Here is a 16810-nt window from a genome sequence, read left to right as displayed (position 1 = left end):
AAACCGACGGCAGACATGGGCAAGACGATCAGGGCGGGAGGGGCGCAAAGTGATCCTGAACACGAGGCCGTTTCGATCAGGGACTGGCTGGGGAGGGCTTTATCGCCGGCTCCTTGAACGGCTCGATACATCCACTAAGAAATCCGCTTTTGAGGATCCGCACCATGTCGATCAATGACAGGCTCACACAGCATCTGAAACGAGGTAGCGTTGGTTTTCCGACCGCGTTAGCCAGCACCATTGGCCTGATCATGGCCAGCCCGGTGATTCTCACCGCAACCATGGGTTTCGGCATCGGCGGCAGCGCCTTCGCGGTGGCCATGCTGATCGCGGTGGTCATGATGTTGGCCCAGGCGACCACCTTCGCTGAAGCCGCGTCGATCCTGCCGACCACCGGCTCGGTCTACGATTACATCAACTGCGGTATGGGCCGTTTCTTCGCGATCACTGGCACGTTGTCGGCGTACCTGATCGTGCATGTGTTTGCCGGCACCGCTGAGACCATTCTTTCCGGGGTCATGGCGCTGGTGAACTTCGAGCACCTCAACACCTTGGCGGAGTCTGCCGGTGGTTCCTGGTTGCTTGGTGTAGGGTTCGTCGTTGTGTTCGGGATTCTCAATGCCTTCGGCGTCAGCGCCTTCGGCAGGGCTGAGATCATTCTGACCTTCGGCATGTGGACCACGTTGATGGTGTTTGGCGTGCTGGGTTTGATCGCGGCACCGGCGGTGCAACTGGATGGCTGGTTCGGCGTGTCGCTGGTAGGCACTGACCTGATCACGATTCTTTCGCTGGTAGGCATGGCCATGTTCATGTTCGTCGGTTGCGAGTTCGTCACGCCGTTGGCGCCGGACCTGCGCAACTCGGCCAAGGTCATGCCCAAGGCAATGATTTTAGGTTTATTGAGTGTCGCCACCTGCATGTTTATCTATGGTGCAGCGATGAAGCGTCAGGTTGAAAACGTGTTGCTGGATGCCGCCACTGGCGTGCACCTGCTCGACACCCCGATGGCTATTCCAAAGTTCGCCGAGCAGGTCATGGGGCATGTCGGCCCGATGTGGCTGGGGATCGGCTTCCTGTTTGCAGGCGCGGCGACCATCAACACGCTGATGGCGGGGGTGCCGCGTATCCTTTACGGCATGGCGGTGGACGGGGCGCTGCCTAAGGTGTTCACCTACTTGCACCCGCGTTTCAAAACACCGCTGCTGTGCATCCTGGTGGCGATGCTGATTCCGTGTCTGTACGCCCTGTGGTTGGGTGGCAACACCGATAACATCATGCACTTGGTGCTGGCCGCCGTCTGTGCGTGGAGTTTTGCCTATCTGTTGGTGACGCTGTCGGTGGTGATCTTGCGGATTCGACGTCCCGATTTACCACGCGCTTACCGCTCGCCATTCTTCCCGTTGCCCCAGATTCTCTCCAGTGTCGGCATCTTGCTGGGCATGTGGTTCATTACCCCGCCGGGAATGAACCCTGCTGATATTTATGTACCTTTCGGGGTGATGCTCGGGATAACGGCGTCATACGCCCTGTTCTGGACGCTGGTGGTGCAGAAAGTCAATCCATTCAAGCCGGCTTCGGTAGAAGAAGTCCTGGCCAAGGAGTTTTCCAATGAGCCTGGCAACCCTCACAACGGCTATCTCGACCCTGCTGCAAAAACTGTCTGAGATGTTCAGTGCCCAGCGGGCCCCGGCAGGTTACCGGCCCGGGGTCACGCTCGAGTACCTGCGGCGTAATCTCGCAAGGGAGGGTTTTACCTCGACAGGCCCGGCCGAGGCCGTGCTGATTCTGGAGGAGGCCGACCTTCAGGTCGACATCGTCGAGCGCACCGAATCGCAATTGCTGATGCACCTGGTGATGACGCAATTCATGACCAGGGTGCCCGCCTCAGAGGAGGGCAATGCTCGCTTCGAGTTGCACCATAGCGGGTCGATTCGACGCACGGGATTGAGGTATCGACAACGGGCAGGAGACCCCGCTTTGGCAACCAGACTCCAGGCCCGCCTGGAAGAAGACAAAGCGTTGCATCAATCGTTGATGCTGCTTGATTTCAAAACCCTGCAAATCGATTTGGACGGAACTCAATGGCAGGTTCGGCTGGAACATATGGGCGGTAGCGAGGTGGTCAACCGGATGCCGGCCTTTCGTCGTTACATCGCCCTGAGCGGCGAGCAGCGTCAGGAGCTGCTCAATGTGCTGGTGGGTTTTCAGCGGGTACTGAACGGACTCTGAATTTAGGTGTTGGCACCATAAGTGCTTCTGTAGTCGGTACCACGGATTTGTTGCGTCTATTTAGATAACATGTTAACTATTAGCCAACAAAAACAAGATGCCACTGCGGAGATGCCCATGAGCACCTATCAGTCTGCGCAACATGGATTAGAAAACTGGACTCGGGACTTGCGAGCGGCCTGTGGCCATTTCAACACTGAACTGGCCTACAACCGTTCGCTGTTCATCGGCGAGGTTTCCAAACAGTCCAGGGGCGGTCTGTCCCTGGCCAATCTGCGTACCAACGCCGGTTTGATTTCGCGCGACCGGCCCAACGCCGATCACGATAACGATCAACATTGCTTCCTGGTCAGCCAGCGCAGTGGCTATTGTCAGATCACCCAAAATGGCCAGGTCATTCAGTTGGCCCCAGGCGATATGTTGTTGATGGACTCCACAGGGTCGATCGAGATCAGTCCTTTCGGACTTATCGAACATGCCTCGCTGTCGCTCTCGCGCAACGAGGTGTGCAAACACCTGGGAAGCGGTTCGAGAACCTTCGGCAAGATTTCTTCCAGCAAGGCCTGTGGCCGGATGCTCCATGTATTGATGGATCAACTGTGCAGGGAAGGGCAGAACGGCCAGGATTCGAGTGCAGAGGGTGAGGCCCTGCAATCAGCTTTTGTCTCGCTGCTCGGTTCCGCCTTCGAAATGAATGACACGGCGGGTGACAGCGCTGCATCCCTGCAGGGCAACAATCTGCGTAGCTATGTCCAGAAAGTCATTGAGGACTCCTTGACCCAGCCGGGTCTAAGCCCGGTGGGTCTTGCCAGCCGCTTGAATATCTCGGTTCGCCATTTGTACCGGTTGTTCGAAGAGCAGGACGACAGTGTCTGCCGCTACATTCAGCGTGCGAGACTCAAACGAAGCGCGGATGACCTGACGAATCCGTTCCTGAAGAGTGAGTCGATCACATCGATCGCTTACAAGTGGGGGTTTACCGATTCCGCTCACTTCAGCCGATCGTTCAAAAAACAGTTCGACCTCTCGCCCAAGGACTTCCGCTCAACCCATTTGCAGCAAGCGGTCGGAGCTGCGTAGGTCGTTAATCTATTAACTAATTGACGTTGGTCAGGGTGCTGGATAAGCTTGCGGGGGTTCCTACCTATTGGTAGGAACCCCTCTTCAACGCCAGGACTTACGATGACTTTTTCAGAAAACGGTACTCGATCCAACTGGCGGTTTGCGGTTTCACTCGCAGTGATCGGTGCCCTTGGCCCTTCAGCCGTCGACATGTATCTGGCTAGCCTCCCGGATATTGCCCATGAGTACGCCAGTTCCTATGCGAGCGTTCAACTGACACTCACAGTGTTTCTGCTGGCGATGGGGGCAGGGCAACTGGTATTTGGGCCGATGGTCGATACGCTTGGCAGACGGCGACCATTACTGGCGGGGTTGCTGGTGTTCAGCCTCAGTTCGCTGACCGCTGCGCTGGCGCCGAGCCTGGAGTGGCTGTTGGTTGCACGCTTCGTTCAGGGGCTGGGCAGCGCGCTGACACTGGTGGTCATCATGAGCATGGTTCGCGATGTCGCTGAAGGCGCGCGAGCCGCGCAGATTTTCGCTTTGCTGATGACGATCGAAGGTTTGGCTCCAGTGATAGCCCCCGCCCTGGGGGGCTTTCTGAGTGGGCATTTCGGTTGGCGGGCAATCATGGTGGTGCTAGCGGTGCTGGGCGCAGGGGTATTGCTCAACTCGGTTCTGGCGCTCAAAGAAACCCTGCCCGCAGAAAAGCGCCTTGCCTGGCAACCGTACGCCATCATGTGTACCTATGCGAACATCTGGCGAGATCCGAACTTCTTGCTTCCGGCCCTCGCTTTGGCCGCAGTGTTCTTTTTCCTCTTCGCCTACATTGCCGGCGCGGCATTCGTTTATCAGACCCATTTCGGCTTATCGGCAACGAGCTTTGGTTTGGTGTTCGGCGCCACGGGGGTTGCGATCCTGCTGGGCGCGATCACCGCAGGTCGCCTGGTCAGCCGATTTGGCCTGAGCACACTCGCATTGTTCGGGGCCGGATGCATGCTCATGGGAACATTGCTGACGCTGGTCTTTGCATTGGGCGAGCCGCACTTGATCGGCGTGGTTGCCGGCGTGGCCCTCAGCCTCTTCGGACTAGGCGTCTGCGAAACGACATTGATGTCACTGGCCATGGCTTCTCAGGTGCGTGCGCTGGGTTCGACCGCTGCGTTGCTCGGTGCTTTTCAGTTGGTTATTTCCTCTTCCTCCACACCATTGGCAGGGGCCGTGGTGGAGCGGGGTGTTGTTGAGTGGGCGCTATTGCTGATGCTGTCGGCTTTATTGGTCTGGGGTCTGACGTGGCTCACCACGCGTTGCACCGATGCTGTCTCAAACAGTGTGATTGAGCACTGAGTCCTTTTTATGAGCCAGGGAAAACGATGTCATGAAACCGCTCACCCCTTCGGCCAGTAATATTTGCGTGGTAGCGGTCGAACACTTTGCCGATCACGGTTACGACGCCTCGTCCCTGAACGAGATCGCTGGCAGGGCAGGCATGCGCAAGGCGTCGCTTTACGCGCATTTTGTCAGCAAGGATGAACTGTTTCAGACGGTCTTCGCGATCGCCCTGAAACATGAGCATCAGTACATCGCCACCTGTTTTAAGGAAGAGACCGAGCACATGGATATACCTGGACAATTGCACCTTGAACGTTTGATCGGACGCTATGACGTGTCGGCGCATCTGCGCTTTCTATTGCGCACGGCCTACTTCCCGCCGGTGGATATCCGCACAGTCATTACCACGGGGTTCGAGGGTTATCTGGCACGGATTCGCCGGTGCTTTCAGAGCGCCGCGCATGACAAATACCAGTCGGCGGGGGTCCAGCCTGAGCAGCTTGAAGTGTTCTGCGACGCCTATCTTGGCATTGTCGACAGCCTGCATGTGGAGCTGATTTATTCGACGCCGCAGGGTTACGGCAAACGGCTTGCAGCCTTGTCGCGCGTCTTCAGGGATTCCCTGTCAATGCTCGAAGGTGCAAGCCGTGTCTGAAGGCGTCCAGGCGGTTCAGGTCGTTTGCCAGAGGTGCGAAATCACACCTCTGGCAAGGTTGATCCACCGTCAACGACGATGGTCTGTCCGGTGATGTAAGTCGCCAGATCAGACGCAAGAAAGAGCATCGCCCCGGCAATGTCCTCGGCAGAGCCGAGTCGTCCCAACGGTACCCGTTTGGCAATGTCGCCATTGACTTGATCGTCGCCCAGATTGTTCATGGCTGGCGTGGCAATCATGCCGGGCTCGACACCATTGACGCGCACGCCATGGCACGCCAGCTCCAGAGCGGCATTGCGAATGAAACCGTTGACCCCGGCCTTCGACGCGGCGTAATGGCTGAGCCCCGGATAGGCTACCCGTGGACCGGTGACTGACGAGGTGACCAGCACGCAGCCAGCACCCTGACGCTGGAACATCGGCAAGGCTGCCTGGGTCAGCCAAAACAGTGCCGAGAGATTGACTGCCAGCGTGCGCTCGAGAATCGGCGGGGTGATGTCGGCGAACGACGTCAGCGGAAAGTAGCCGGCGTTATGGATCAGAATATCTAGCCGTCCCCAGTCTTGTTCCAACCCCTGAACCAGTTTGGATACTGCTGTCGCGTCGGCCAGATCAACGTCCACAGCCTCAACCTGACACGCTCTCTCCTTCAAGTCTGCAGCGAGCGCCTGAGCTTGAGCCAGACGAAGATCGGCGATCATCACCCGTGCTCCGCGCAATGCGAAGGCTTCGACGATTGCTCGGCCGATGCCTTGCGCGCCTCCGGTCACCAGCACCGTTTTCCCGCTGAAATTCAAGTCTTCACGCATGGGCAGCCTCCATATGAGCATAAGCCAGCGTTGGCACATCGACGATGCTTGAGCCCCCGTCGGCGACCACCGTCGCCCCTGTGATGATCGAGGCATCAGCGCTGGCGAGGAAGCGACAGACCTTGGCGATTTCTTCGGCGCTGGCAGGACGCCTTAGTGGCACATCGGCACAAACCCGGTCGTAAGCTTGCTGCAGCGTGTCGCCATAGAAACTCATCAATGGCTGCATTTCCTCATCGGCCATCGGGGTCGTGACCCATCCCGGACACACAGCGTTCACCCGAACGCCGCGTGGCCCATAGTCCCTGGCCAGTGAGCGATTGAGCCCAAGCAATGCGTGCTTGGCGGTGGTGTATCCGCACACTTCGGGGCCGGCGGCCAGAGACGCTATGGAGCCGATCAGCACGATGTTGCCGGCGCTTTCGATCAGTAACGGCAGGCAGGCCCGGGCACTGTAGAACGCGCTGTCCAGATTGCTTCGCAACGCAGCTTCCCAGGTTTGCGGGCTGGTCTGGGTGGCGCTGCCCATGCCATGACCGCCGGCACAGGCCAGCAGCACATCGAGCCGACCGTAGCGCTCACGAATTTGTGCAACGAAACCATCCCAGGTGTCTGGGCAGGCTGCATCGCCGACCAGGATCAGGCCGCCGGTTTCCCGGGCGACCTGTTCCAGAGGTTCGCGGCGGCGACCGATCAACACCAGGTTGGCACCCTTGGCTGCGTACAACCGGGCGCAGGCAGCACCGATGCCCGTTCCGGCACCGGTGATTACGATGGTACGTGAGTCAGGCATCGGGATACTCCGTCCGGTTGAGGACTTGGCAGTAGGAGCTGACCGGGAAGTTCGACAGCTCATCGAAGGACGAACCGGCATACCCGAAGATCTTGCCGTCGCTGCGGTGTTGTTGCAGGTCGATCAAGACCAGGCCGAGGGTCGGAATGATCTTTTCGCGCCAGACGAACAAATACAGTTGGTCGGCAATCTTGTAGTAGTGGCAACGGTCGGTATCGCACAGGCCTTGCTCGACACCCTTGAGGCACTGCCAGGCATAGAACTGATCGTTGAGATAGATGTGCTCGTAAACTTCGCTCGGGCTATAGCGATACATGTTGCGCAACCCGACCAATTCTTGGGTCGGCGCGTGCGGGCATTGGCCTTCCTGCCATGGTCGATCAAGGCTGCCATGCAGGAAGTCCACTTCAACCGATGTCAGAGCTTTGCCGGCCAGAGCACGGCTGTAAAGCCCTTCCTGGGTTTGCTCTTGAGGCGGCATGCTTGCGATCACGGCGGTGAACGACGACGTGGTGGTGTCCAGCACCAGGCTAACCGACCAGGCCTGACCGGCTTCGCGTTTAATGAAATCGACCAGATACAGACCAGGGCGCACAGACGTGGCCCGGTACGAGGCAGACCCGCTGGAGTGACCGTCGGCGGCGTTCCAGGTCAGCACCTCCGTTTCAAATCGATGTTCGATCTGCCAGCCGTTGGCGAAGTTCAGCGTGAAGGTCTTGCCGTTGAGGTCGGCCAGGTTGGGCAGGATAAAGGCGTCTGGGGCGAAACCATCGGCGAGGGCACCTACGGTGATCCAGTCAGATTGTGTTGTCATTGTGTGGCTCCGATTGAATGAATTGACGACCTGGATCATGCCCCTCGGAGAGTGAATCGCCTATCAACCGGATGGTTGAGCCGGTCTAGAGAAACAGCGTGCCAACCAACTCGGTACGGCTGGTCACGCCCGTCTTGCGGAACAGATTGATCAGATGCGTCTTGATGGTCGGCAGACCCACTTCCAGCTCCAGGGCCAGTTGCTTGTTGCTGGCTCCTTGACGTAACAACAACGCGATCTGACGCTCTTTGGGTGTCAGCCCGATCAGCGAATCCTCACAAGGCTGCATGTTGGCAACGGCCATTTGCAGCAACGACTGCAAGGCATTGAGCTGGGCCAATTGATCGGTGGTGAAAGCGCCTTGTTCGGCGGTGCGTAGCAATGAGATTGCAGCCTGAGGTTGGCCCGCGCGATGAGCGAGTACCTCCACGACATCAACAACACCGTAGCGTTGCAGAAAGTCACGATAGCGAAGACTGTCACGCGCAGGCTGTCGGGCCATGGCGAGGCTCAGTGGTACTACCGCCAGTCCGCTCGACAGGCAATTGCGCGGTTGCAGCGGGTCGAAATGACGGTAGTTGTCCAGATAATCGCGATGCATCTCACCGCTCATGCAGTGCAGCCGGAAATCACGGGCTTGCAGTTGTCGGTCGACACAATAGAACGCCGCCTGACTGGCGGGAACGAGTTGAGTGAAAGCCCGCAGGCAATGGCCAGCGACTTCCTGAGCAGGGATGGCGTTCATGGTCAGTAACTTCGCCAAAAAAGGCTGCCGGCACGAGCCGGCAGCGGGCATCTGTCAGACGACAGCGAAATAATGCTTCACAAAGCTTTCACTGACAACTTCCCAGAGCACAGGCGTGCCCTTGGTCACGAACCAGCTGTCACCTGCCTTGTAACGGGTGCTCTGACCGGTGGATTCGTCCGTCAGCACCACTTCGCCGGTGACCACGGTGGCTTGTTCGGCAAACGGATATACCATTCGGAACTTGCCTTGGGTCGTGCCGAAATAAGCACTGCTGACTGGATCGGTCGGGGCGCCGAACGTCATTTTGCCGAAGGCTTTGACTTCACCTTCGAGGATCTCCGAGCCAAGGTCAGCAACAGTGCCCCATGCATCGAGCTCGGACAGTTGGATGTCTTTCTTGAGAGTGGTAATGGGCATGGCAGTTCTCCTATGAATGATTCAGTGGGGATCAACGGCGACCGTTGAAATAGCCCGAGAGTTGATGAAGGCTTTTGCCTGCCGTCAGCAGCAGCGGCCGGAGGTGATCTTTGCCCATGATCTGCGCATGCTTGACTGAGCTGATCAGGTCATAACGAGAGGAACCCTCGCTCATTCCCTCGGCCAATACCTTGCAGATGATGTGGCTGGGCGTTACCCCAAAGCCGGCGTAGCCCTGTACATAAAAGGCGTTGGGACGACCGCTGAGCGTGCCGATCTGAGGAAACAGGTTTGCGCCAGTCGCCATCGGACCACCCCATGCCAAGTCGATTTTCACGTCCTTCAGGTACGGGAAAATTTTCAGCATCAGGTTGCGGTTCCAGGCTTTCAGGTCCAGGGGGATGTGCTCGACGAAAGGCGTCGCGGCACCGAAGAGCAGACGGTTTTCGTTGGTGACACGGTAGTAGTCGATGACCGGTCGAATATCGCTGTAAGCGCCGCGTATCGGACTGATGCGGTTGATCATTTCGTCCGATAGCGGTTCGGTCATCAACTGGAAGGCATAAGTGTTCAACGTGGTCTTATGGAGCTCTGGTTCCAGCTTGTTGAGGAAACTGTCGCAGGCCCACAGCAACTTGGAGGCTTTCACTGAACCCCTGCCTGTGCGCACCGTGATGCGTTCGCCATAACTGACTTCCAGAGCTGGGCTGTGTTCGTAGATGCGCACACCATGCCCGACCAGCGCCTTGGCTTCGCCCAGCAACAGATTCAGGGAGTGAACATGCCCACCGCCCATGTGCAACAACGCACTGGTATAGGCGTCGGAGCCAATGATCTGCTTGACCTCGGAGCCGGCCATAAAACGGATTTCGTCCTTGGTGTTGATCGACTTGAAGTCCTTTTCCCAGGCGCGCAGAGTTTTTTCCTGGCGGGCGTTAAAGCCCATGTAGCCGTAGCCGTTACAGAAGTCAGCATCGATCGAGTACTTGGCAATTCGATCCTTGATGATTCCGGCGCCCAGTTCACTGGTTTCAAAGATCTCGCGCAGCCCTTGCTCGCCCACGTGCTTCTTGATCTTCTCGAGATCGTGGCCGATGCCCGCCATGATTTGTCCGCCGTTGCGGCCAGTACCACCAAACCCCAGGTAACGCGCTTCCAGTACCACGATATTGGTGATGCCTTTTTCAGCGAGTTCCAACGCCGTGTTGATGCCGGAGAAACCGCCACCGATCACGACGACATCCGCTTCCACATCCTGCTCTAGGGTCGGAAAGCTGAGGTTGTATTTTTTGGTTGCTGAGTAGTAGGTAGGCGTTTCGATATTGATCATGGCGCAGCCTGGAAAAGTGAAGGGAAACTCAACTGCAGGGCTTGCAATAAGCTCTGTTTCTGTTGGGTGGTATTAAGTGCCTTCCGACCGGTAGGTGTCTTGATCCTGTGTGCCGCAGCTTTTGACCGTGGCTGCCAGAACTGGAGAGGCTCGCTGTCCGCGCGAGTGTCGGATCAAGCACAACTGATTCCGGGACGCCTCGTAATGATCAGGATCGCGCAATGCTGAGCGGAGAATGATAGAGTTTAGTTAATCTATTAACTAACTATGAGTTCGAACGTATTCCGATGTCCAGGCCGCGCCAATCTTTGACCCTCACATTGCTCCATGCTCGCGAAGCCGCAATGGGTTTTTTCCGTCCCTCTTTGAATCAGCACGGGTTGACCGAGCAGCAATGGCGGGTCATTCGGATCCTGAGTCAGCATGATGAGCTTGAGATCAATCGCCTGGCTGAGCTGGCTTGCATCCTCAAACCGAGCATGACTGGTGTGCTGATGCGCATGGAGGCCGCCGGCATGGTTGAACGTCGTAAGGCGGAACAGGATCAACGGCGAGTGCTGGTGCGGCTGGCCGAGAAGGGGAAGGCCTGCTTCAACTCAATGAGTCAGAGCATGGAAGCGAATTACCAGCGGTTGCAGGCTGCTTTTGGCGAGGAGAAGTTGCAGACGTTGTTGACGTTGCTCAACGAACTGAAAACGCTCAAGCGCTAGTCACAAGTGGTTACATTACCCAACCCCAGCGTTGCGCTGGGGTGGGGTGGGGTGGTTTGTTATCGTCAGTCAGACGTTTCAGGCTTGACCGATACCCATGCACATATACTTTTGTTCGATGTAATCATCGATGCCGTACTTCGAACCTTCTCGTCCCAGCCCCGACTGTTTGATGCCGCCAAACGGCGCCACTTCGGTCGAGATCAATCCTTCGTTTACACCGACCATTCCGTACTCCAGCGCCTCGCTGACGCGCCAGGCACGCCCCAGATCGCGGGTGTAGATGTAAGACGCCAGGCCGAATTCGGTGTCGTTGGCCATTGCAATCGCTTCGGCCTCGGTTTCGAAGCGGAACACCGGCGCCAATGGGCCGAAGGTTTCGTCCCGTGCGACCAGCATCGCCGGGGTCACTTCACCGAGCACTGTCGGCTGGAAGAAGTTACCGCCCAGCGCGTGGGTTTTTCCGCCCGCTAGCAAGGTGGCACCTTTACCCAGTGCATCGCTGATATGTTCCTCGATCTTGGCCACCGCTTTGGCATTGATCAGCGGTCCTTGCTGGGCGTTATCTACGTCAGCTGCACCGACCTTCAGTTGATTGACCGCAGCCACCAGTCGACGCGTGAATTCATCGTAGACACTGTTCTGCACCAGGATTCGATTGGTGCAGACGCAGGTTTGCCCACTGTTGCGGAACTTCGAACCCATGGCGCCTTCGACCGCGGCATCGAGGTCGGCATCTTCAAATACGATGAAAGGTGCATTGCCACCGAGCTCAAGGCTGACTTTCTTGATGGTCTCGGCGCATTGCGCCATCAGGGTTTTGCCGATACCGGTAGAACCGGTGAACGAGACCTTCTGAACAGCGGGATTACCCGTCAGCTCGGCGCCGATGATACGGGCACGGTTGCCGGTGACGATGTTCAGCACACCGGCGGGGATGCCCGCGCGTTCGCCCAGTTCAGCCAAGGCCAGTGCGGACAGCGGCGTTTCCGACGCGGGTTTCACCACGACCGTGCAACCTGCGGCCAATGCCGGACCGACTTTGCGAGTAATCATCGCATTGGGAAAATTCCATGGCGTAATGGCTGCCACCACGCCGATGGCTTGTTTGATCACCACTAGGCGGCGGCCCGGCTTGTCATGCGGGATCACGTCACCGTAGATGCGCTTGGCTTCTTCGGCGAACCACTCGATGAAACTGGCACCGTAGGCAATTTCGCCGCGGCTCTCGGCCAATGGCTTGCCTTGCTCCAGGCTGAGCAAACGGGCGAGGTCCTCCTGGTTGAGCATGATCAAGTCAAACCATTTGCGCAGGATAGTGCTACGCTCCTTGGCGGTCTTGCTTCGCCAGACGGGCAGGGCAGCCTGGGCTGCGGCGATGGCGCGTGCGGTTTCTGCCTGGCCGAGAGAACTGACTTCGGCGATGATTTCGCCATTCGCCGGGTTGGTCACCGGGAAACGATTGCCGTCATCGGCTTCGATCCATTGGCCGTTGATGTAAGCCTGTTCGCGCAGCAATTTCAGATCGTTAAGTTTCATGGGGTTTCTCAAAAAATCAGTACACGCCGCCGGAGCTGGTAGGCGCCGGAGCATCTTTGAAGGTGGCAGCGAGGGTTTGCAGGCCGCGCATCAGGACGGTCGTGTCAACGCCAACGGCAACGAACGCCGCGCCCAGTTCGATGTAACGCTTGGCCAGTTTCTGATCGGCGCTGAGAATACCGGCCGCTTTGCCGGCTTTCTGGATGCGGGCAATGGCGTCCTCGATAGCAGCCTGTACTTCGGGGTGCCCCGGGTTGCCGCGGTAACCCATTGAGGCACTCAAATCCGCCGGGCCGATAAAGACCCCGTCAACGCCGTCGACCGCCGCGATGGCATCCAGATTGGCCAGGCCTTCGCAATTTTCGATTTGCACGAGCAGGCACATCTGTTCATCGGCTTTGTCGAGGTAACCGGGAATACTGTTCCAGCGCGACGCACGTGCCAGCGCACTGCCGACACCGCGAACGCCGTTGGGTGGGTAGTGGATTGCTTTCACCAGTTCTCGCGCCTGGTCCGCGCTTTCCACCATCGGAACCAACAGCGTCTGCACGCCAATATCGAGCACTTGTTTGATCAGTGCAGTGTCGCCGATGACCGGGCGAATCACCGGATGGCTAGGGTAGGGCGCTACAGCCTGTAGCTGGCCGAGCATCCCGCGCAGATCATTGGGTGCATGTTCGCCGTCGATCAACAGCCAATCGAATCCGGCGTTAGCGGCCAGTTCGGCGCAGTAGGCATCTGCCAGACCAAGCCAAAGGCCGATCTGTGCTTCACCGCTTTGCAGGCGAAGCTTGAAGGTGTTTATAGGCATATCCATGAGAAGACCTCCGGTCAAACGAAACGGCAGGCAATGGACCCCAGCATGTCGTAGTCGACATGGAAGGTATCGCCAGGGTTGGCCGCCACAGGACGGGTGAAGGAGCCACCCAAGATGATTTGCCCTGGCTGCAGGGTGACGTCATAGGCCGCCAGTTTGTTTGCGAGCCAGGCCACGCCCTTCGCCGGGTGGTTGAGTACCGCCGCTGAAACCCCGGACTCTTCGATCACACCGTTGCGGTAGAGCACGGCTGGCACCTTGCGCAAGTCGATCTCCGTGGGGCGTACGGCGCGACCACCCATGACCACACCGGCATTGGCTGCATTGTCGGAGATGGTGTCGAACACCTTGCGGGTTGCGTTGGTGTGCGGGTCGACCTGCTGGATGCGTGCATCAATGATTTCCAGCGCCGGGATCACCCATTCGGTGGCGTCCAGCACGTCAAAAACCGTCACGTTCGGACCTTTCAAGGGTTTGCCCAAAATGAATGCGAGTTCGACTTCGACTCGCGGCACGATAAAGCGCTCGAACGGAATGTCGGTACCTTCATCGAAGAACATGTCATCGAGGAGCGCGCCGTAATCCGGCTCGGTGATGTTGGAAGACACCTGCATGGCCCGGGAGGTCAGGCCGATTTTATGCCCGACCAGCTTGCGGCCATCTTTTATTTTTTGGGCCACCCAGGCGCGTTGAATGGCATAGGCGTCTTCAATGGTGATCTCTGGATGGTCCAGGGAAAACTGACGTACCTGCTCGCGTGAGCGCTCGGCGTGGTCGAGGCGGGCAGCGGCTTGCTGAATAATGCGTTGATCAAGCATGACAATGATCTCTTACTGAGGGTTGACGATGGAGGCTTGGGTGCGCAGCACCAAAAAACCACCGAGAGCGATGAACAGTGCGAGCAGGTAAAGGGCCAGGCTTGCACTCTGGGTTGTGTCGCGCATCCAGCCGATCAGATAGGGCGCGAAGAACGCCGCGATGCTGCCGAAGGAGCTGATCAGCGCAATACCGGCAGCTTGGGTACGGTTGGACAAGAACGCAGGGGGGAGTTGCCAGAACATTGGCAGCGCGGCGCTAGCCCCCATGCCGGCGAGGATCAAACCACCCAGAACCAGGGTCGGGTTGGTGGGTGAGAGCCCGGCGATGGCGATGCCGGCAGCAGCCATCAGTAGCGGCACACAGAGGTGCCAGCGGCGTTCACGATTACGATCGGATGAGCGCCCGCAGCCAATCATGAAGAAGCAGCCGGCCAGATAGGGCACGGCACTGAGCAGGCCGATCTTGCCATCGCTGCCGATGCCGGCGCCGTGGATCAGCGTCGGCATCCAGAAGGCCAGGGTGTTGACCGCGAGCATCACCGCGAAATACACCGCCACCAACAGCCATACCTGCGGGTTGCTGAGGATTGCGGAAAACAACGTGATCGATTTGCGGTGTTCTTCCTTGTTCAGTTGTTCACGCAGTTGTTGCTTCTGCTCCGGCGCCAGCCACTTGACCGTCTCGAAGCTTTCCGGCAAGCACTTGAGTACAACGAGCCCAAGCAGGATCACGGGTAACCCCTCGATGACGAACATCCATTGCCAGCCGCGCAGGCCGCCAAAATCATGAAAATGTTCGAGGATGCCGCCTGAGAGCGGACCACCGATGACACCGGCCATCGGTACCGCGATCGCAAACAACGCAGTGATTTGTGCTCGACGACCGGCCGGATACCAGCGGTTGAGAAGCACCAGAATGCCTGGGAAGAAACCGGCTTCGGCCACACCGAGCAAAAAGCGCAGGGCATAGAAACCCGTCGCGCCGCCGATCAAAAACATGCACGTCGACAACGCCCCCCACACCACCATCAGCGTGGCAATCCAGCGTCGCGGACCAACACGGTCCAGGGCCATGTTGCTGGGTACGCCAAACAGCGCGTAGGCGACGAAGAACAGGCCGGCGCCAAAGCCGTAGACGGTGTCGCTGAAATTCAGGTCAGTGCTCATCTGCATCTTGGCGAAGCCGATGTTGATGCGGTCGAGATGGGCGAAGAGGTAGCAGATCAACAACAACGGCATCAGACGCCAGGTGATGATGCTGTGTGTACGGTCGCGTGCAACCGTCTCGATAGTGTCGGCAGTATTGGCTGTGCTCATGGTTTTATACTTTTTGTCTGAGAGGCCGATGGAACGAACGGGCAGGCTGCCTTAACGGGCCTGAGCCTTGAGAAAGGCGTGGACGTTGTTTTCCTTGAAGTTGAGTTGCTCGTGCAGTTCGATCATCTCGAACGACAAGGCCAGCGGGCGTTGGGCCTGAAGCTCGGCAAAGTGCTGGGTAATGACTTCGAAGAGTTTTTCGGCGACTTTCTGCCGTGTCGCCAGATCACGGCCGTGACCGACTTTCAATGTCATATGGACGAACGCGTAGTCATGCTTGCCGTCGGCCATGCGCCAGGTGTCCAGCCGCACGCCTCGGCTGCGGATGCCGCCCAGGGGAAACACGCCACTGTCACCCAGTGTTTCGTGGACTTTTTCGAACAGGCCAGGCAAGTCGGCTTGCTGTTCAATGTTATCGGTGTACTCAGCAATGAAGTGGGGCATGAACGGCTCCTTCAGGCCGCGCGGGAGGGGCGCGTGGCCGTACAGTCAAACAGGGAAAATGGCGTTGATCTGACCGGTGCCTGAACTACCGAAGGGCTCGGTAATGATCTCAGCGGGCTTGTCGTAATTCGGCCCGCCGAGCAAGCCGAGGAGCATGGCGGTGTCATGCATCTTGCCTTCACCGAAGCAGTGCTCGGCGTAGTCCGGGAGCATGGCGCAGAACTCTTTCCAGCGGCCCTGGCGCCAGAGATTCACGACGTGCAGGTCGACTTGTTTGTCGAACTCACGGGTCCAGCTATGAATGTTGGCCTCGGCATCGCGATCATCGGAAAAGCGGTGCGACAATGAACCGGAGGCCAGCACGAGGACCTTGCGGTCACTCTTCTCGATGGCACGGCGTACGGCGGCGCCGAAGGTGAAGCTGTCTTGCAGACGATGCCAGGCACACCAGGCGGCAATCGAAACGACATTGAATTTCTGATCTTGCGGTACCCCCATGTGCATGTAACGCATCGGCACCAGGGTTCCGTACTCCAGCTCAAGGCTCGGGATGTTGTGGGCCAGGGTGCGTACGTCGGCAGCGTTGGCCTCGGCGGCGATCAACTCGCCCAATTCAGGACAGCCCGGGTAGTCGTACTCCATATTTTTAATGAAGTGCGGTAATTCGTTGCTGGTGTAGATGCCTTTGAATTGCTCGCCACAGTTAACGTGGTAAGCACTGTTGACCAGCCAGTGCACATCGAACACCACGGCAGTATCGGCACCCAGCTCACGGGCGCGACGACCGATTTCCTTATGCCCGGCAATGGCCGCTTCACGGCAGCCATGGTGTTTTCCGGGAAGCTCCGACAAGTACATCGAGGGGACGTGGCAGATTTTCGCAGCCAGGACGACTTCGCCCATGATGATTCTCCTGAAATTGTTGTTATGCGTTTCAATCCGACATTAAGTGAAGCCGCGACAGGCCGATGCGCGACCC

Annotated in this window: 18 protein-coding genes; 6 read left to right on the top strand and 12 right to left on the bottom strand. The window is 58.0% G+C overall.

Going from position 1 to position 16810, the window contains the following annotated elements; all coding sequences use genetic code 11:
• Positions 1-164: 164 nt before the first annotated feature.
• From KGB27_RS00865 to KGB27_RS00845, 5 genes are all read left to right on the top strand, one after another.
• Positions 165-1664 (top strand): APC family permease, encoded by a 1500-nt coding sequence (locus KGB27_RS00865; protein WP_223552515.1) that lies wholly within the window; start codon positions 165-167, stop codon positions 1662-1664.
• Positions 1609-2229, top strand: coding sequence for a DUF3156 family protein (locus KGB27_RS00860; protein ID WP_223552514.1), 621 nt, complete (start codon positions 1609-1611; stop codon positions 2227-2229). The genes KGB27_RS00865 and KGB27_RS00860 overlap by 56 nt, the downstream gene beginning before the upstream one ends.
• Before the next feature lie 117 nt (positions 2230-2346).
• Complete coding sequence (feaR, locus tag KGB27_RS00855) at positions 2347-3309, top strand: transcriptional regulator FeaR (RefSeq protein WP_223552513.1); 963 nt, start codon at positions 2347-2349, stop codon at positions 3307-3309.
• A 102-nt stretch (positions 3310-3411) separates the two neighbouring features.
• Positions 3412-4635 carry a multidrug effflux MFS transporter gene (locus KGB27_RS00850; RefSeq protein WP_223552512.1) on the top strand — a complete coding sequence of 408 codons (1224 nt, stop codon included), beginning with the start codon at positions 3412-3414 and terminating at the stop codon, positions 4633-4635.
• A gap of 31 nt (positions 4636-4666) precedes the next feature.
• Entirely contained in the window at positions 4667-5275 is a 609-nt protein-coding gene (locus tag KGB27_RS00845) for a TetR/AcrR family transcriptional regulator (protein ID WP_223552511.1), read from the top strand.
• 41 nt (positions 5276-5316) lie between these two features.
• On the opposite strand, the gene KGB27_RS00840 is transcribed toward KGB27_RS00845, so the two are convergent.
• The 6 genes from KGB27_RS00840 to KGB27_RS00815 form a co-directional block, all read right to left on the bottom strand.
• On the bottom strand, positions 5317-6084 hold the full coding sequence (locus tag KGB27_RS00840) for an SDR family oxidoreductase (RefSeq protein ID WP_223552510.1): 768 nt from the start codon (positions 6082-6084) through the stop codon (positions 5317-5319).
• Complete coding sequence (locus tag KGB27_RS00835) at positions 6077-6877, bottom strand: SDR family NAD(P)-dependent oxidoreductase (RefSeq protein ID WP_223552509.1); 801 nt, start codon at positions 6875-6877, stop codon at positions 6077-6079. Before KGB27_RS00835 ends, KGB27_RS00840 begins: the two co-directional genes overlap by 8 nt.
• Entirely contained in the window at positions 6870-7691 is an 822-nt protein-coding gene (locus KGB27_RS00830) for a molybdenum cofactor biosynthesis F family protein (protein ID WP_223552508.1), read from the bottom strand. The genes KGB27_RS00835 and KGB27_RS00830 overlap by 8 nt, the downstream gene beginning before the upstream one ends.
• 85 nt (positions 7692-7776) lie before the next feature.
• On the bottom strand, positions 7777-8436 hold the full coding sequence (locus KGB27_RS00825; RefSeq protein ID WP_223552507.1) for a helix-turn-helix transcriptional regulator: 660 nt from the start codon (positions 8434-8436) through the stop codon (positions 7777-7779).
• 54 nt (positions 8437-8490) lie between these two features.
• Complete coding sequence (locus KGB27_RS00820; RefSeq protein ID WP_223552506.1) at positions 8491-8856, bottom strand: cupin domain-containing protein; 366 nt, start codon at positions 8854-8856, stop codon at positions 8491-8493.
• A gap of 31 nt (positions 8857-8887) precedes the next feature.
• Positions 8888-10186, bottom strand: a complete 1299-nt coding sequence (locus tag KGB27_RS00815) for an NAD(P)/FAD-dependent oxidoreductase (RefSeq protein WP_223552505.1) — start codon at positions 10184-10186, stop codon at positions 8888-8890.
• A gap of 287 nt (positions 10187-10473) precedes the next feature.
• Between KGB27_RS00815 and hpaR the strand changes: the two genes are divergently transcribed.
• Positions 10474-10896, top strand: coding sequence for a homoprotocatechuate degradation operon regulator HpaR (gene hpaR / locus KGB27_RS00810; protein ID WP_223552504.1), 423 nt, complete (start codon positions 10474-10476; stop codon positions 10894-10896).
• 78 nt (positions 10897-10974) lie between these two features.
• Here hpaR and KGB27_RS00805 read toward each other — a convergent pair whose 3' ends face one another.
• From KGB27_RS00805 to hpaD, 6 genes are read right to left on the bottom strand one after another with little or no spacing between them, the layout of a single operon-like run.
• Complete coding sequence (locus KGB27_RS00805) at positions 10975-12435, bottom strand: NAD-dependent succinate-semialdehyde dehydrogenase (RefSeq protein ID WP_223510857.1); 1461 nt, start codon at positions 12433-12435, stop codon at positions 10975-10977.
• A gap of 16 nt (positions 12436-12451) precedes the next feature.
• Positions 12452-13252 (bottom strand): 4-hydroxy-2-oxoheptanedioate aldolase, encoded by an 801-nt coding sequence (gene hpaI, locus KGB27_RS00800; protein WP_223552503.1) that lies wholly within the window; start codon positions 13250-13252, stop codon positions 12452-12454.
• A gap of 14 nt (positions 13253-13266) precedes the next feature.
• Positions 13267-14070 carry a 2-oxo-hept-4-ene-1,7-dioate hydratase gene (gene hpaH / locus KGB27_RS00795; RefSeq protein WP_223552502.1) on the bottom strand — a complete coding sequence of 268 codons (804 nt, stop codon included), beginning with the start codon at positions 14068-14070 and terminating at the stop codon, positions 13267-13269.
• 12 nt (positions 14071-14082) lie between these two features.
• Positions 14083-15387 (bottom strand): MFS transporter, encoded by a 1305-nt coding sequence (locus KGB27_RS00790; protein WP_223552501.1) that lies wholly within the window; start codon positions 15385-15387, stop codon positions 14083-14085.
• Positions 15388-15438: 51 nt separating this feature from the next.
• Positions 15439-15831, bottom strand: coding sequence for a 5-carboxymethyl-2-hydroxymuconate Delta-isomerase (locus tag KGB27_RS00785; protein ID WP_223510861.1), 393 nt, complete (start codon positions 15829-15831; stop codon positions 15439-15441).
• 45 nt (positions 15832-15876) lie between these two features.
• The gene (gene hpaD, locus KGB27_RS00780) at positions 15877-16734 is read right to left on the bottom strand and encodes a 3,4-dihydroxyphenylacetate 2,3-dioxygenase (RefSeq protein WP_223552500.1); all 858 of its coding nucleotides are present in this window, start codon (positions 16732-16734) and stop codon (positions 15877-15879) included.
• Positions 16735-16810 lie beyond the last annotated feature (76 nt).

Source organism: Pseudomonas sp. BF-R-01, from assembly GCF_019946615.1.
Classification (GTDB): domain Bacteria; phylum Pseudomonadota; class Gammaproteobacteria; order Pseudomonadales; family Pseudomonadaceae; genus Aquipseudomonas; species Aquipseudomonas migulae.
Note: the sequence above shows the minus strand (reverse complement) of the source record. Positions and strands in the feature narration are given on the sequence as shown.

What these genes read in the sequence shown, in the direction of transcription:
- KGB27_RS00860 (WP_223552514.1), top strand. Translation starts at nt 1,609, where the DNA reads ATGAGCCTGGCAACCCTCACAACGGCTATCTCGACCCTGCTGCAAAAA.
- KGB27_RS00850 (WP_223552512.1), top strand. Translation starts at nt 3,412, where the DNA reads ATGACTTTTTCAGAAAACGGTACTCGATCCAACTGGCGGTTTGCGGTT.
- KGB27_RS00830 (WP_223552508.1), bottom strand. Translation starts at nt 7,691, where the DNA reads ATGACAACACAATCTGACTGGATCACCGTAGGTGCCCTCGCCGATGGT.
- KGB27_RS00835 (WP_223552509.1), bottom strand. Translation starts at nt 6,877, where the DNA reads ATGCCTGACTCACGTACCATCGTAATCACCGGTGCCGGAACGGGCATC.
- hpaH (WP_223552502.1), bottom strand. Translation starts at nt 14,070, where the DNA reads ATGCTTGATCAACGCATTATTCAGCAAGCCGCTGCCCGCCTCGACCAC.
- KGB27_RS00865 (WP_223552515.1), top strand. Translation starts at nt 165, where the DNA reads ATGTCGATCAATGACAGGCTCACACAGCATCTGAAACGAGGTAGCGTT.
- hpaR (WP_223552504.1), top strand. Translation starts at nt 10,474, where the DNA reads ATGTCCAGGCCGCGCCAATCTTTGACCCTCACATTGCTCCATGCTCGC.
- KGB27_RS00825 (WP_223552507.1), bottom strand. Translation starts at nt 8,436, where the DNA reads ATGAACGCCATCCCTGCTCAGGAAGTCGCTGGCCATTGCCTGCGGGCT.
- KGB27_RS00820 (WP_223552506.1), bottom strand. Translation starts at nt 8,856, where the DNA reads ATGCCCATTACCACTCTCAAGAAAGACATCCAACTGTCCGAGCTCGAT.
- hpaD (WP_223552500.1), bottom strand. Translation starts at nt 16,734, where the DNA reads ATGGGCGAAGTCGTCCTGGCTGCGAAAATCTGCCACGTCCCCTCGATG.
- KGB27_RS00790 (WP_223552501.1), bottom strand. Translation starts at nt 15,387, where the DNA reads ATGAGCACAGCCAATACTGCCGACACTATCGAGACGGTTGCACGCGAC.
- hpaI (WP_223552503.1), bottom strand. Translation starts at nt 13,252, where the DNA reads ATGGATATGCCTATAAACACCTTCAAGCTTCGCCTGCAAAGCGGTGAA.
- KGB27_RS00815 (WP_223552505.1), bottom strand. Translation starts at nt 10,186, where the DNA reads ATGATCAATATCGAAACGCCTACCTACTACTCAGCAACCAAAAAATAC.
- feaR (WP_223552513.1), top strand. Translation starts at nt 2,347, where the DNA reads ATGAGCACCTATCAGTCTGCGCAACATGGATTAGAAAACTGGACTCGG.
- KGB27_RS00805 (WP_223510857.1), bottom strand. Translation starts at nt 12,435, where the DNA reads ATGAAACTTAACGATCTGAAATTGCTGCGCGAACAGGCTTACATCAAC.
- KGB27_RS00785 (WP_223510861.1), bottom strand. Translation starts at nt 15,831, where the DNA reads ATGCCCCACTTCATTGCTGAGTACACCGATAACATTGAACAGCAAGCC.
- KGB27_RS00845 (WP_223552511.1), top strand. Translation starts at nt 4,667, where the DNA reads ATGAAACCGCTCACCCCTTCGGCCAGTAATATTTGCGTGGTAGCGGTC.
- KGB27_RS00840 (WP_223552510.1), bottom strand. Translation starts at nt 6,084, where the DNA reads ATGCGTGAAGACTTGAATTTCAGCGGGAAAACGGTGCTGGTGACCGGA.